Below are 14,900 nucleotides of genomic sequence, written 5' to 3'. Positions count from 1 at the left end.
GCCTGCGGGGAAAAACATGAAAAAATTGAAACTTGTTTTGATAACGGCGGCGCTGGCTGCCGCGGCCGCGGCCGGCGCCGCCCCGGCCGAGGCCGCGCGGTTCGGCTCCAAGGATTGGGAAGTCGCCTGCGATAACACGCGCCGCTGCGAGGCGGCCGGCTTCCAGACCGAGGAGTCGGAAAGCGCGCCGGTGGCCTTGTGGCTGGGGCGCGATGCCGGCCCCGCCGCCGCGCTGGAGGCCAAGTTGCTTGTGGTGACCCCCGACGACAAGGATGCCGGGCCCTTGACCATCACCGTCGGCAAGCTGGCGCTGGGCGGCCTGAAGGCGGAAACCGGATTGACGATGGAGCAGGTCGCGCGGCTGATGCCGCAGTTGCTGAACGCCGAGTCGGCCAAGGTGTCGGACGGGAAGCATCAGTGGTTGTTGTCGCTGGCCGGTCTGAAGGCGGTCTTGCTGAAGATGGACGATCTGCAAGGGCGGGTGGGCACTGTCACGGCGCTGGTCAAGCCCGGCACGCGGCCGGCCAGCGCGGTGCTGCCGCCGCTGGCGCCGCCGACGGTGCGGCCGTTGGCCATGCCGCCCGCGCAGAAAGGCGACGATAAGCTGCTGGCCGCCATCGTGAAGACGATACGCCCCGCAGATTGCGGCGAGGACCTCAAGGATTCGAACGCCGACCAGAGCATCCACCGCCTGCCTGGCGGCAAGGTGCTGCTGATGCTGGAGTGCGATCGCGCCGCCTATCAATCCTCCTACGGGCTGTGGATCGCCCGCGACAAGCCGCCTTACGACCCCCAACCATTGAACCCGCCAGGCATGGAGGAAGGCGGCGTGATGAACGCGTCGTTCGAAGACGGCAAGCTGAACAGCTATGCCAAGGGGCGCGGGATCTTCGATTGCGGCGCCTTCTGGACCTGGGTCTGGACGGCGCAGGGCTTCCAGCTGGTGGACATGTCCCAGGCCAATATATGCCGCGGCATGCCGGGCGGTGTCACGCTGCGCGAATGGGTGGCCAAGATGGTCTGGTGAGGCGAGGCGGCGCGCTATCGCGCGCCCGTCTTTTCTTTTTGGAATTATGATTCTGCAAATGTTAATTTAGCAATCTCTTTGCGGGAATCTTTATGCCTGATCTGCTCGAACCCGGCGTCGCCGAACGCACTCCCATCCAAACCCCGCCGCCGCCCAAGCGCCGCAAGTGGAGCCGCTACGTGCTGTACACGCTGGCGGTGCTGGGCGTGCTGATGATCGCGCTGATGGTGGCGGTGTTCATCAAGGCCAGCACTGAGCCGCAACTGATCAAGATCGACGAGACCGCCTCCATCGATGAGGCTATGACGCGCACCTACGGCAAATATTCGGCGGAGAAAAAGGGCTGGGTGTATGTGGACGAGTCCAACGAGCCCTTCCTGGTGCGGGTGATCCAGCAGGCGCGGATCGAGGCGGTGGGCGCCAGCGACGAGCTGTTTTTCGCCGTCAGCGGCGTTTCGCTGAAAGGCAACGGGCGCAATTTCTACGGCGTGTTCCAGATCCGTCCCGACACCAAGCCCGGCGGCGGACTGGTCGAGATCAGCTCGCCATACCGCTACGAGAGCGACGTGCCGGTGACGCCGGAAAAGGTGCGCTTCGAGGCCCTGTCCGAGCGCACCTGGGGCTGGGTGCTGAAGGTGCAGACCGGCACCCGTCCGGCCGGCGAGCAGGTCGTGGTCAGCAATGTGATGCTGGCGCCGCATGGCGAGGAGATCGCCTTGCTGGCACGCTTCAAGGCCTCGGTCGACGCCGAGCCTGGCGATTGCGCGCAGGCCAATGTCGAACACGAAACCTGGCGCAAGGCGGTGGAAGCGATGGGCAACCAGGAGCAGACCAGCGAGCAGGAAGTGAACGAAGCCGAAGCGCTGGGCGATAACGAGCCCATGCGCTGCGAGCACAGCCGTTGGACCTACCGCACCGCCGACGTCATCGGCCCGCAGCCGGGGCCGCTGACGGTCAGCTCCAAAGGCACGCAATATGGCGCGGCGCTGGAGGCGAAGACCTGGAAGCTGATGTTCGACAGCAAAGCCTTTGTCTACAACGTTCCCGATGAGCTGGCGGTGGAGTAAGTTCCAGGTGCTTGACTCCAGGTGCTGATGTTGGCATATTGTCATCCGTGACAACTTCCGTTCTCCGTCGAAGGAATGCCCTATGCGCCACTTAAGTGTTTTTGATTATGTGTTTATCGCGATGGTGTTTGTTAGTTTCCTGATCCGCGTTCCCCGCGAGTATCACGGGAAGAAAATCAAAGCGGTCGAGTCGCGCTCCAACGCGAAAGAGAAATTTTGCCTGACGCTGGTCTTCACCGGATCGGTGACGTTGCCATTGATTTATTTCGTTTCCCCCTGGCTGAATGTCGCCACTTATCCGGTGGCCCCGGTCGCAGGGTGGATCGGCTGCGCGATCGCCGTGGTCGGGCTGTGGTTGTTCTGGCGCTCGCATGCCGACCTCGGCAGACAGTTTTCGCCGACACTGGAAGTCAAGGATGCCCATGTGCTGGTATCCCAGGGCGTGTATAAGAACATCCGCCACCCGATGTACACCGGCGTGATCCTGCTGGGATTGGCTCAGATACTGTTGCTTGGGAACTGGATCGCCGGGCCGGCGTTCCTTGTGGCGTTTCTGGTTTTGTACAATCTGCGTATCGACTATGAAGAGAAAATGATGCTGGATCACTTCGGCAATCAATACGCCGATTACCAGAAGCGCACCGGGCGCCTGCTTCCCAGCTGGGGGTAGGCCTGGCTTACCGGCCTTGCCCTGCCGCTGGGTGCGCCCATCGTGAGCCCCATCGTATTAGCTCAGCATGAAGCCCAGGTCCGGCTGCGGGAAGCTGGCTAGTTCGTTCTTGAAGACCTGATTCTGCAACATATCCGCATCGGCGCCGAACCAGCGGCCTAGCGTGGCGCCGTATTGCTGGTTGGAGAACTGCGGTATCCAGGCGCCGCGTCCGGTGGCGTCGTCCTTGCCGCCCAGCGTGAAGTCGGGGAACTGCCCGTACAGCCCGCCCTTGACCGCCGCGCCCACCACCAGGTGATGATTGCCCCATGCATGATCGGTGCCGCCGCTGTTGGGCTGCAAGGTGCGGCCGAATTCGGACATGGTGAAGCTGGTCACCTGCTGCGCGGCGCGGATCTCCGCCAGCGCCAGCTGGAACGCGGCCAGCGCCTGCGATACCTGGCGCAGCATGTCGAACTGCTGGTAGGCCTGGCCGCCGTGGGTGTCGAAGCCGCCCTGCGAAACGAAATACACCTGCCGTCCCGGCCCTTGTTGCGCGCGGATGCGGATCAGCTGCGCGACCGTCTTCAACTGCTGGCCCAGCGAGGTGCCCGGGAACACGGTGGACAGTGGCGCGCCGGCGTTGGCGTTCTTCAGATCGGTCACCAGGTCCATGCCGTTCAGCAGCGCCTTGTTGGCGGCGCCGGCGATCAGGTTGGGATGCTGCGCCGACAGGATCTGCACCAGCGCCGCGCGCCGCGCGTCGGCTTCCTTCTGCGGCCAGAAATTCATGCCGGCGAGATCGAGCTGTCCGTCGCCCGGCAGCAGGTTGCCGTGCGTGTTGGCGCCTTCGATGAACAGGCCGCCGGCACCGACCGAGATCGCATCCAGATGACCGCCCGTGCCGAGCACATCGATCAACCGTCCGCCCCAGCCGGTGGCGGCGGAGGAGGGCGTGCCGGCCTGGTTCTGGATGGTCTGGTCGGGATGCGAGAACAGTTGCGACGGCACGCCCTTGCCGGTCAGGTACTGCGCCTTGCTCAGCGGCTGGCGCAGGTTGCCGACGTTGAGGATGGCGGCCACCTGGCCTTGTCCGTACAGCGTGTCCAGCTCCGGCATGCCGTAGTGGAAGCCGAACGGCTGCGTCACCGGATTGTCGGTCGCCTGCACGGTGGCGCTGCGTGCTGCCAGCAGCGTCTTGGCCGCGCTCGACAAGGCCAGGCCGTGGCTGGCGCGGATGGCGTTGTATTGCGCGTAGCGGGTGCTGTCGAGCGGCACAATCATATTGTTGCCGTCGTTACCGCCGAACATATAGAGGCAGACCAGCGCCTTGTAATCGGTGACGGCGGCGTTGGCCGGCGTGGCCACGCCTGTCAGGCCCAGCGCGGAGAGCGCGCCCATCAAGCCGGTCTGCGCGCTGGCGCCGAGGAAGCGGCGGCGGTTGGTTGAATGCTGGTTCATGGTCGTGTCCTTATTGTGCGACGGCGAATTCGGCGCTGATGGCGGCCAGGTAGAGCGCGCTGATGGCGCGCTGGCGCGGGTCGGTGGAGGCGTTGACGGCGGCGCCTATCGCCTGCCGCGCGGTGGTCGACATGCGGCCCGCCAGCAAGGTGGCGTCGACCAGGTTGATCAGCGTGGTGGCGTTGCCGGCCACGCTGACAAACGGCGTGATGTCGACATTGACCATGCCCTTGTATTCGCCGGAGATGAACTTGAACAGGAAGTTGGCGCGCGCCACGGCCAGGCTGGGCGCGTACAGCTGGAACTCGGGACCGTAGTATTGCGGCGAGCCGGGCAGGCGCGTCATCGGCGAGTAGAAGTTGAACACGCTTGGCGCGGCGGTGATCTTCTGGCCCAGCAGGAAGTAGTCCCAGAACAGGTTGGTGGGATCGGTGACGCTGGCGCCCAGCGTGCGGAACAGGCCGATCGATTGCAGCATCGGGTCCTTCAGGTGGCCTTGCGTGGCGGCAGGCTGGTCCTGGCGCGCTTCGGGATCGGTCAGCACGGCGGTCAGCGTGGCTTGCAGGTCGCCGCGTCCGGCCGCGCCGTAGGCGAACACGTCGGCCACTCGGGTGATGTAGGCCGGGCTCGGGTTGCTGCTGACGAAGGCGCGTATCAGGCGCGTGGCGATGAAGGGGGGCAGGTTGGGGTGCTGGAACAGGTTCTGCATCACGCCGTCCATGTCCTGCACGGCGGTCTGGCCGGCTGGCAGCACGGCGCCCAACAGCAGCGTCTTGCTGCCCTGGTCGTGGAACTTGTCGCGCGGTTGCAGCGGGCCGGTGAAGCTTTCCCAGTTGATGCCGGTGGTGCTGCTGCCCGGATAGGTCCAGCCGCTCAGGGCGCGCGCGAAATCGCTGATGCGGGCCTGGTCGTAGGTGGGGATGGGGTCGCCGTTGCGGTCGGTCTGCACGCTGCCGTCCTGGTTCAGCATGACGGGGCCGAGCGTGAACAGCTGCATCACTTCGCGGGCGTAGTTTTCGTTCGGCGATGGCGCGATGCTGTTGCCGAGGTCGAGGTATTTGCCCATCGACGGATTGAGCGTCATCTCGCGCAGCAGTGTGTTGAAGTTGCCGAAGGCGTTGTTGGAGATGGTGGTCAGCCAGGGCTGGATTTCGTTGGCGTAAGGGTTCTTGTCGGCGGAGATGACGAACAGTTGCGACAGCGCGAAGATCATGCGCTGGCGCAGTTGGTCCGGACCGCTGGCCATGTTTTTGTACCAGGTGTTTTGCAGCAGCTTCATGTCGGTGGTGACAGGCACTGCGCTGGCCGGCATGGCGAATTGCTGCTTGAGCCAGGCGGCCTGGCCGTTGACCTTGATCGCGGCCACGTCGGCAGGCGTGGCGCCGAAGGTGGCTTGCTCCAGCAGGCGCACGGCGCTGATCTTGGCGGCGTCTGGTACGGGCTGCTGGCCGATCGGTGGCGGCACTGGCGCTGGGGCTGGAGTCGGCGTCGGCGTTGGTGTTGGGGCAGGCGTAGGCGTTGGGCTTGGCGTCGGTTCAGGCGTGGGCGTCGGGGTAGGTGTCGGCGTAGTCGCCTTCTTCAAGGTCAGCGTGGTGCTGGCGGACAGGTTGGCGCCCAGCTTGGCATCCTTGGTGGTGGTGCCGGTGATCGTGATGGTCACATTGGCCGGCAGCACGGACGGCGCGATGTATTCGCCGTTCTGCGAATTCAGCTTGCCGTAGGTGGCATTGCCGCCCGGGATGCCGTTGACGGCGAAATTCATGTAGACGCCCTGGCCATCGACCTTGCCGAGGAACCAGACTTTGCTGCCCAATGCGATAGGCCCCTTGGCGGTGCTTTCCACTGTGGCGGTAGCGGCCCACACCGAGCCGCTCAAGCTCAGCAGGCAAGCGGCCGGCCAGACGCGTGTTGGTAAAAATGACATCGACTTCTCCCCATTGTTATTTTCAGGCGACGGATGTCATTAGGCAACATCTGTGCCTGTCGCTAAGCGTTTGATTTTGAAGGGGAGGCGACAAAATTTGCCTGTGCTGGACAAAAAATGTCAGGAGGGTGCTGACAATTTATGTCAGCGGGGAGGGCCGACTTATAGCCGTAAGGAGTTTTGCTTTTCGGAAGTTCATGTGTACTTTTTATAACTACCAATGCTATGATTAAAATGCTTTTATGAAAATACATTTTGACAATTAATGGCCTGATAAAAAGGAATGCACCATGATGAAAACACTGGTCAAAGTCGCCGTCGTCACCGGACTGCTGGCATCCGGCAGCGCCCACGCCGCCGATCTTATCGTCAACGGCAGCTTTGAGAATTTGGGTTTCGGTCAATTTGTGCCCGACCATCAAGCGGTAAACTTCAGCAAAATCGAGGGCTGGTTCAGTCAGACCCACGGCATCGAAGTGCAAAATAACGTCTACGGAATGGGTGCCGACGGCCATAACGTCGTCGAACTCGATACCAACCAGAACAGCTCGATGTCACAGCTGGTCACCGGCACCCAGGAAAACCAGAGCTACACTCTGAGCTTTGCCCTGCAAGACCGGCCCGGCGTCAATGCGTGGTCGCAAGGCATGCAGGTATTGTGGGATGGCGAGGTTGTCGGCACCTATGGCGCTGGCTACAGCACTTGGACTACGCAGAAGCTGACCGTCACCGGCAGCATGTTCGGCGCAGACTTGCTGACCTTCAAGGCCTCCGGCACCTCCGATTCGCTGGGTACCTTTCTGGACAACGTCTCGCTGACCTCGGCTGTGCCGGAACCAGAAACCTATGGCATGCTGCTGGCCGGCTTGGGCATGATCGGCTTCGTCGTTCGTCGCCGCAAAGCCTCAAAATAATCGCGCCACGCGCCAATGTAAAAATGCCCGGTTGATCCGGGCATTTTTACATGGTTCATGCAGGGGAGGGGCTTACTCTGCCGAATCAGCGCCGTGGCACTTCTTGTACTTCTTGCCGCTGCCGCAAGGGCAGTCGTCGTTGCGACCGACCTTCGGTTCGTCGCGCACCAGGGTGGTCACGGCGGCCTTGCGGCGTGGTACCCAGAACTTGTAGATAGCCGGCAGGTTGGCTTCCAGCTCCTGCGCCAGCTTGTGCGCCTTGACCGGATCTTCCACCAGCGGCAGCTCCTCTTCCTCGATCTCGTCCGCACCCAGCAGGTAGATCGGCTTCATCAGCTCCTGCACGTCCGATTCCCAGATCTCGTTCCACGAACCCGGACGCAGCTCCATGCCTTCCCAGAAGCCCCAGCACCAGGCTTCGGCGTCGATCAGGGTCTGGCCTTCGTGCTCGTGTTCGACGAACAGCGGCTCGAATTCCTTCGGCGCCACTTCGAACGTCACCAGCACTTCGTTCATGAAGCGCATGATCAGGTTGAGGATGCGCTCCTCTTCCTTTTCGTTCTTGAATTTCGGGATGTCGGTATCTTCCTGGCCCCAGACACGCTTCAGCCACTCCACCGGCATGATGGTTTCCGGGCCGATGGCGATGGCGGTCAGATAGCCGTGCAGCATATCCATCGTCATCGCATCTTCAGGGCTGCGGTCGGACAACAGGAAGTTGTCGAGTTCGTCGAATTCTTTTTCGCTCAGTGGCTGGTCGAGTTGCATGGCTTGCTCTTTTTATTGGATTGAAGCCGACAGTATACACGCCGCGCCCCGTACAATGCGGGGATGAACCAAGATCATTTCGACGACGAAGAAGAAGACGCCCGCGCCGCGGCCTTGGCCGCCAGCATGGCCGACGCGCTGGCCGGGGCGGCCGACAGCCAGCCGGAAGCGGTGCCGCATCCCTATTCGGCGCTCAATCCGGAGTGCGTGCTCGACGCGCTCGACAGCATCGGCCTGCGCGGCGACGGCCGCCTGCTGGCGCTGAACAGCTATGAAAACCGCGTCTACCAGGTCGGCATCGAGGACGACAAGCCGCTGGTGGTGAAGTTTTACCGTCCCGGCCGCTGGAGCGACGCGGCCATCCTGGAGGAGCACGCCTTCACCGACGAACTGGCCGCGCGCGAGATCCCGGTGGTGCCGGCGCTGGCGCTGGGCCCGGACCGGGCCACGCTGCATCATTTCAACGGCTTCCGCTTTGCCGTGTTCACCCGCCACGGCGGCCGCGCGCCCGAGCTGAGCGATCCGTCGGTGCTGGAGTGGACCGGGCGCTTCATCGCCCGCATCCACGCGGTGGGCGCGATCAAGCCGTATCTGGAGCGGCCGGCGATCGACATCGCCACCTTCGGCACCGAGCCTTGCGACTATTTGCAGGCCAACCAGTTCATCCCGGCCGATTTACGGGAAGCCTACGCCAGCGTCTCGGCGCAGGCGCTGGACGGCGTGCGTCGCAGCTACGACCGCGCCGGGGAGCTGCCCCAGCTGCGCCTGCACGGCGACTGCCACGGCGGCAACGTGCTGTGGACCGACGCTGGTCCGCATTTCGTCGACTTCGACGACAGCCGCATGGGGCCGGCGATCCAGGACTTGTGGATGATGCTGTCCGGCGAGCGCGCCGACCAGGTGCGCCAGATGTCCGACATCCTGGCCGGCTACGAGGATTTCTGCGAGTTCGAGCCGCGCCAGCTGCACCTGGTCGAGGCGCTGCGCACGCTGCGGCTGATCCATTACTCGGCCTGGCTGGCGCGGCGCTGGGACGATCCCGCATTCCCGGTGGCCTTCCCGTGGTTTAACACCCAGCGCTACTGGCAGGACCGCATCCTGGAGCTGAAGGAGCAGATTTCGCTGATGGACGAGCCGCCGCTGCCGATCTAGCGAATTGACGGGGTTTTCCCGCTCTCCTTGCGGTTCGGCTTGCTTGCCCCGTGCTTGATAATGAGAACTCAGAAGTCCCGGTTGGTGCCGGGGCATATCGTCTAGCGAGAACTCTCATGCAAGCACAACTGGCCAAACAAGACAGCGTACAAGATGGCGTCACACTGCTCCCCATGGTGTCGCTGCATGACCCGGACGAAGCAACTCCAGCTACCTCGACCCCGCGCGCCGCGATGGAAATGAAGGCGATCCAGGAAGCGATCGCCCGCGTCGAAGCCGACGCCAAGGCCGCCTGCGCCGCCGAGAACCGCGCCCACGCCGAAGCCCGCGCCCGCTCGCTGGCCGAGGACCGCGCCGCGATGGACGCCGCCGCCGCCGCCGTCGCGCTGCAAAATGCGCAAGCGTCGGAAGAGGCGATCGCCGCCAATCGCGAGCGCCTCGAATCGCTGCGCGCCGCCGCCCAGGCCAGCGTGGCCCGCCTGGACGCCGTCAAACAGGAAACCGCCGAACTGCGCGCCCGTGTCGAAGCCGACACGCAAATCCGCGTCGCCGCCGAGCTGCGCGCCAAGGCCGAGAGCGAAAGCCGCAAGCGCGCCCACGAACAGATCGCCGCCGAATCCGAGCTGGCCGAGCAAGCCGCCCGCGCCGCCGAGGAGCTGGCCGCGCAAACCGAACAAGCCCGTTTGCAAGCGGTGGAGCGCGTGGCCGCCGTGCAGGCCGCCAAGGAAGAAGTGGTCGGCATCGCCTCCGCCGACGCGCGTGTGGCAACGCTGGCGCGCGAACGCGAGCGTCACGCCCACGCCGCCCGCCAGACCGCGCAGATGTTGGCACAAGCCGAAGCCGAGGCGCTGGACCTGACCGTGCAGCGCGAGCGCGCCGACCAGATCGCGCTGGAATCGGCCTTCAACCGCGCCGCCGCCGAAGTGCGCGCGCTGGAGGAAGCCCGCGCCCTGGCGCACCTGGAGCAGGAACGCGAGCAGATCGCGCTGGCCAAGGCCGAGTCCGAGCGCAGCGCGGCGCAATCGCTGCATCTGCGCCTGCAAACCGAGAAGGAAATCCGCGACGCCGCGATCCACCGCGAACGCCTGGAAATGGTGGCCGCCGCCAGCGCCCAGGCGCGCCGCGATGCGGACGCCAGCATCCTGGCCGCGACCGAGGCGCGCATCGAAGTGGACAGCCAGCTGCGCGCCGTGGCGCTGGCCCGCGTGCAGGCCGAGCAGGAAGCCGAACTGAAAACCCACGCCAAGGTCGAAGCCGAGACGCTGGCGCTGGAGCAAGCCAAGCTGCGCCAGGCCGCCGATGAAGCCGCAGCCGAAGCCGCCCGCGCCGACAGCCTGGAACAACAGCGAGCCGCCGAGCTGGCCGAGGAGCGCGCTGCCTTGTCGCGCGCCGCTGCCGAACTGGCCGCCAGCCAGAACGCCGCCGAGCAGCAGGAGATCGCCACGCTGGCGCTGCATGTCGAAGCGCAGAATCAGGCCAACGCCATGGCCATGCAAAAGGCCGGGCAAGCGCAAGCGCTGTTGAAAGCCGAGCAGGACCGTGCCGCCGCCGAGCAGCAAGCCATCGCCGCGCTGAAAGAGAAACTGGCCGCCGAACAGGAAGCCGCCGACGCCGCGCAACACCGCATCGCCGCTGAGCGTGCGCAGACCGAAGCCTATCGCCAGCAGCGGGAAGCCGAGCAGCGCCTGGCCGTCGCCGCTGAAAAAGAAGCCGAAGCCGCGCGCCTGATGGCCGAGCAGGTGTCGCTGGAAGCCGAACAGAAAGCCATCGCCGGACAGGCGCTGGCGGCGCAGGCCCGTCTGGCGGTCGAGCTGGGCGTGGTGCATGCCGAGCGCGCCCGCGTCGAGCAGGAGAAGGCCGCCACCGCCGAAGCGCTGTTGCTGGCCGAGCGTGAATTCATCGAGACCGAGCGTCAGTCGCTGGCGCTGATCGACCAGAAGCTGACCCAGCAGCGCCTGACCGCCGCTTCGGAAATCCGCGCGTCGAAAGCGATCGCCGGCCGTCTGGAAGCGGAGCGCAATGTGGCGGCCGGTGCACGTCAGCGCGCCGACGCCGAGCAGGCCGAGGCCGATGCGATGCATCAGCGCGAACTGGCCGAGCAGGCCGCCGTGCAAGCCGTGGCCGACAAGGCCGCCGCGCAGCAGGCCTTGCTGGAGGCTGCACAGGCGCACGCGGCCATGCAGCGCAAGGTGGCCGACACCACCGCCGCGATGACTGCCGCCAAACAGAAATTGCTGGAACTGGAAACCCGCCGCCACGCCGCCGCGCAAAAAGCGCTGGCTGCGGTGCAGGCGAAAGTGGCGGCGGCCGCCAGCGAGTGCAAGCAAGCGGAAGAGGGCGCAGTGGTCGCCACGCTGGACGCCGCCCGCGCCCGTAAGGAAGCGGCCCGCCAGGCGCCTGCAGCCGAAGCCGGCAAAGCCGTCTGGCGCGCCCGCTGATCTGTCGTTCCCGCGAAAGCGGGAATCCATAGAACGCCTCCGGAGCAAGCTCAGCATGGTCCCGCGACGGCGGACCGCCGCTTTCGCGGGGATGACGATGTGCTGCGGTGCAGGCGAAAGTGGCGGCGGCCGCGAGCGAGTGCAAGCAAGCGGAAGAGGGCGCAGTGGTCGGAATCCATACAACGCCTCCGCAGCAAGCTCAGCGTGGTCCCGCGACGGCGGACCGCCGCTTTCGCGGGGATGACGATGTGGGGGTTAGTAGCTGTAGCCCAGGCCGACCAGCAGCAGGTCGGCGTCGCGGTGGTAGTCGGTGACGACACGGTTCAGCGACAGCGTGCCGACTACCCGTTTGCTGAAGTGGTAGCGGCTCGCCACCGATACCAGCCCCGCCTTGTGCGAACGCGTGCCCGGCACGTCGTGCACTTCAAGCGCCAGATAGGGCCCCACGCCCATCCCCAGCTCCACCTCGCGGTTCAGCGAGCGGATCAGCCACAGCTGCGTCGCCACGCCGGTGCGGTGCGTCGGGGCCGTGGTGCCTTCGCTGAGCCCGGTGACCGTCCAATCCACATAGCGCCCGACCGCGCGCCGGTATTCAATGCTGGTGGCGTGCGAGCGCTCCGATTCCAGGCTGTTGACGATGGTTTGTCCGGCCAGCACCGTCACCGTGTCGTCGGTCGACGTGCCGCCGTCCAGATGCAGCTTGTCGCCGCGCACGGTGTCGAAGCGGTAGCCAAAGCCCAGCAGCAGCGACGTGGTTGCATCCTTGATGCCGGTCGGGGCCACGCGGTTCAGCTGCACTTGCGTGTACCAGAGGCTGGGGTAGTGCCAGGTGGCCTGCACGCTGTAGATGTGTGCCCAGCCGTGGTCGTTGACGTAGGTGTCGCCGCTGCCGCCGGCCGGACGCGAAGTGTCGAAGTAGAAGTACTGCCCCACGCCCACGCCCCACGACATGCCCTGCTGGTTGATGTGCGAACGCAGCCACAGCTGGCCGGACACGCCGTCGCGGTGGTGGTTGCGTGGATGGCCTTCGTTCAGGTAACCCAGGCTCAGCGCCAGGTAGTCGCCCACCGGTTGGGCGTAGTTGACGCCGACCGCGAACGAGTTCTGGTCGCCGCCGCTCACGTGCAGCGCGCCGCCTTGCATCGACAAGTCCTGGGCTTGCGCGGCGGCGCCCGCCAGCAGGGCGGCAAGCAGTAGGGGAAGGCGGTTCGGCATAGGTGGCTTCAGTTTCTGTCGGGAATACTGCTGAGGTTACCGGAAACCCGGGAAGTGCCGCGCCATGTTGCTGGCGCGGCAATGATCACGGCTGAACCTGGACCTTGGTGATGTAGTACTCGGTTTCGCCAAAGCACTGGGTGGGCACACCCTTGTGCTGGGCGTAGCTGAGCACCACGCGCTTGCCGGTGGCCGACATCAGCTGCTGGGCGACGGCGTCGTCGCGCACGCTGAATTCGAATTTCTCCGGAATGGCGCCCGGCATCGAGGTCAGCAGGATCTCGCCTTCCCAGGTCTTGCAGATCCAGCCCCGGCTGGAGAATTTCTGCAGGTAGCCGGCCCGCTCGCCGTCGGAGTAGGACACGTGCAGCATGACCCAGGTGTAGGCCATGAAGAGCAGCAGGGCGGCGACCAGCAGGCCGGCCAGGTAGAGCGTTACGCGTTTGGAAGTGGTCATGGATAAGCTTAGGTTGAGTGCAATGTTTTTAATCTTATCACGCGGCCAGCCGGCGTTTGTGGCGTATCGACGACCACAGCGCCACCGCAATGAACGCCACCCCCGACAGGCCGGTGAACCATTCGGGGATCTCGTATTTGACGCTGGACAGCATGATCAGCGCCAGGATGCCGATGGCGTAGTGGGCGCCGTGCTCCAGGTAGACGTATTCGTCCAGCGTGCCCTTGTGCACCAGGAACACCGTCAGCGAGCGCACGAACATGGCGCCGATGGCCAGCCCCAGCATGATGATGACGACGTCGCTGGTGATGGCGAAGGCGCCGATCACGCCGTCAAAGCTGAACGAGGCGTCCAGCACTTCCAGGTAGAGGAAGCCGCCGAAGCTGCCGCGCGCCACCGTCGCCACCACCGCGCCGACGCTGGCTTCGGTGATGTCGTCCTCGTCTTCCGGCGGCTCTTCCTCCAGCAGCGTGCTGATCCAGCCGACCGCCAGGTAGACCGCCACGCCGATCACGCCGGCCGTCAGCACCGTGTACTTTTCCTCCACCGGCACCAGGCCGACGCAGGCAAACACCGCGCCCAGCGCCATCAGCACGGCCAGCGTCTCGGTGCCGTGCTGGCCCATTTTCTTTTCCATCCAGCCCAGCCAGTGCAGCTCTTTTTCCTCGTCGAACAGGAAGTTCAGGAACACCAGCAGCAGGAAGGCGCCGCCGAAGGCCGCCACCTGGGCGTGGGCGCCGGTCAGGTGCCTGGCGTATTCGGCCGGGGTGGCGGTGGCCATGCGCCATACGTCCATCAGGCCCAGGCCGGTGGCCAGCGAGACGATCAGCAGCGGGAACAGCAGCCGCATGCCGAACACGGCCACGACGATGCCGACCGTCAGGAACAGTTTTTGCCAGAACGCGTCCCAGTGCCGCAGCACCGAGGCGTTGACCACCGCGTTGTCGAACGAGAGCGATACTTCCATCACGCCCAGCACGGCGGCTACCCACATCGCCTGCAGCAGGCCGGCGGTGCCGCCGTGGGCATAGCCCCACCAGGCGGCCAGCGCCATCAGGATAATAGTGACGGCAAAAGAGATTCTGAAATGTTGCATCGTTGTTTTTATTGAAATGGGAATAGTGGCCTGAATTTTATATTAGTTGCTTCCGCCGCTGTGGGACCATCTGCGATAATTGCGGCACAAAAAATGCAAAGGAACCATCGATGGACATCGCTTACCTCGTCACGCCGCTGATTACCTGGATCACGGTCGGGCCGATCAAGTTTCTGATTAATAGCGCCAAGGCGCGCAAATGGGCGTTCAACCTGGTCGGCAACGGCGGTTTTCCCAGCAATCACAGCGCCGTGGTGTCCAGCATGGCGACCCTGATCGCGCTGCGCGAGGGCATCGGTCATCCGGCCTTCGGTGTGGCGGTGACGCTGTGCTTCATCGTGATCATCGACGCCAACAGCCTGCGCCAGCACGTTGGCAAGCAGGCGGCGGCGATCAACCGCCTGGCCAAGGAAGATGGCGGTCACAAATGGCTGCGCGAGCGCATGGGCCACACGCTGGTGGAAATCGCCGGCGGCCTGTGCACCGGCATCGCCATCGCCCACGCCATCCACGCCGTGTTCGGCCGCGGCTGATCGGACGTACCCCCCAGCCACTGCGGGGTCGGACCCCGCGGGGTCCGACCCCTGTTCGCCGCAGTGCGGGTTCGGCGCTTGTTTTCCTGTTCTTTTGGCCGCTCCCGGCTATCCTGACATTTCACCGTTTATCTCAGCATTTGGCAATTCAGCCACGTTTTCTGTCGTCCAGTCGCACGCTGATTGACCGTTTCCGGAC

Annotated in this window: 13 protein-coding genes; 7 read left to right on the top strand and 6 right to left on the bottom strand. The window is 64.7% G+C overall.

Annotation, left to right across the window (positions count from 1 at the left end; all coding sequences use genetic code 11):
* Window positions 1-16: 16 nt before the first annotated feature.
* From ACEN9O_RS30965 to ACEN9O_RS30955, 3 genes are all read left to right on the top strand, one after another.
* A complete protein-coding gene (locus tag ACEN9O_RS30965) occupies window positions 17-1,027 on the top strand; it encodes a DUF1176 domain-containing protein (RefSeq protein ID WP_495615599.1) in 1,011 nt (336 codons plus the stop codon).
* Between the two features lie 92 nt (window positions 1,028-1,119).
* Window positions 1,120-2,094 carry a hypothetical protein gene (locus ACEN9O_RS30960; protein ID WP_495615598.1) on the top strand — a complete coding sequence of 325 codons (975 nt, stop codon included), beginning with the start codon at window positions 1,120-1,122 and terminating at the stop codon, window positions 2,092-2,094.
* Between the two features lie 82 nt (window positions 2,095-2,176).
* Window positions 2,177-2,764, top strand: coding sequence for a protein-S-isoprenylcysteine O-methyltransferase (locus ACEN9O_RS30955; RefSeq protein WP_495615597.1), 588 nt, complete (start codon window positions 2,177-2,179; stop codon window positions 2,762-2,764).
* 57 nt (window positions 2,765-2,821) lie between these two features.
* Here the strand turns inward: ACEN9O_RS30955 and ACEN9O_RS30950 are convergent, their stop codons facing one another.
* A complete protein-coding gene (locus tag ACEN9O_RS30950; RefSeq protein WP_495615596.1) occupies window positions 2,822-4,204 on the bottom strand; it encodes a DUF1501 domain-containing protein in 1,383 nt (460 codons plus the stop codon).
* Window positions 4,205-4,214: 10 nt separating this feature from the next.
* Complete coding sequence (locus ACEN9O_RS30945) at window positions 4,215-6,128, bottom strand: DUF1800 domain-containing protein (RefSeq protein ID WP_495615595.1); 1,914 nt, start codon at window positions 6,126-6,128, stop codon at window positions 4,215-4,217.
* A 290-nt stretch (window positions 6,129-6,418) separates the two neighbouring features.
* Here ACEN9O_RS30945 and ACEN9O_RS30940 point away from each other — a divergent pair, with 290 nt between their 5' ends.
* Window positions 6,419-7,042: an FxDxF family PEP-CTERM protein gene (locus ACEN9O_RS30940; protein WP_495615594.1), complete on the top strand. Its 624-nt coding sequence runs from the start codon at window positions 6,419-6,421 to the stop codon at window positions 7,040-7,042.
* A gap of 72 nt (window positions 7,043-7,114) precedes the next feature.
* On the opposite strand, the gene ACEN9O_RS30935 is transcribed toward ACEN9O_RS30940, so the two are convergent.
* Window positions 7,115-7,810, bottom strand: a complete 696-nt coding sequence (locus tag ACEN9O_RS30935; RefSeq protein WP_495615593.1) for a UPF0149 family protein — start codon at window positions 7,808-7,810, stop codon at window positions 7,115-7,117.
* 63 nt (window positions 7,811-7,873) lie between these two features.
* Here ACEN9O_RS30935 and ACEN9O_RS30930 point away from each other — a divergent pair, with 63 nt between their 5' ends.
* The gene (locus ACEN9O_RS30930; RefSeq protein ID WP_495615592.1) at window positions 7,874-8,962 is read left to right on the top strand and encodes a serine/threonine protein kinase; all 1,089 of its coding nucleotides are present in this window, start codon (window positions 7,874-7,876) and stop codon (window positions 8,960-8,962) included.
* A gap of 116 nt (window positions 8,963-9,078) precedes the next feature.
* Window positions 9,079-11,400: a coiled-coil domain-containing protein gene (locus ACEN9O_RS30925; RefSeq protein ID WP_495615591.1), complete on the top strand. Its 2,322-nt coding sequence runs from the start codon at window positions 9,079-9,081 to the stop codon at window positions 11,398-11,400.
* 255 nt (window positions 11,401-11,655) lie between these two features.
* Here ACEN9O_RS30925 and ACEN9O_RS30920 read toward each other — a convergent pair whose 3' ends face one another.
* From ACEN9O_RS30920 to ACEN9O_RS30910, 3 genes are all read right to left on the bottom strand, one after another.
* A complete protein-coding gene (locus tag ACEN9O_RS30920; protein WP_495615590.1) occupies window positions 11,656-12,615 on the bottom strand; it encodes a hypothetical protein in 960 nt (319 codons plus the stop codon).
* Between the two features lie 85 nt (window positions 12,616-12,700).
* The gene (locus ACEN9O_RS30915) at window positions 12,701-13,072 is read right to left on the bottom strand and encodes a DUF8785 domain-containing protein (RefSeq protein WP_495615589.1); all 372 of its coding nucleotides are present in this window, start codon (window positions 13,070-13,072) and stop codon (window positions 12,701-12,703) included.
* Between the two features lie 37 nt (window positions 13,073-13,109).
* On the bottom strand, window positions 13,110-14,168 hold the full coding sequence (locus ACEN9O_RS30910; protein ID WP_495615588.1) for a DUF475 domain-containing protein: 1,059 nt from the start codon (window positions 14,166-14,168) through the stop codon (window positions 13,110-13,112).
* Between the two features lie 110 nt (window positions 14,169-14,278).
* Between ACEN9O_RS30910 and ACEN9O_RS30905 the strand changes: the two genes are divergently transcribed.
* On the top strand, window positions 14,279-14,701 hold the full coding sequence (locus ACEN9O_RS30905; protein WP_495615587.1) for a divergent PAP2 family protein: 423 nt from the start codon (window positions 14,279-14,281) through the stop codon (window positions 14,699-14,701).
* Window positions 14,702-14,900 lie beyond the last annotated feature (199 nt).

The organism is Duganella sp. Dugasp78 (assembly GCF_059491455.1).
The sequence above is the reverse complement of the archived record's forward strand: the minus strand, read 5'-3'. Positions and strand labels throughout refer to the sequence as shown.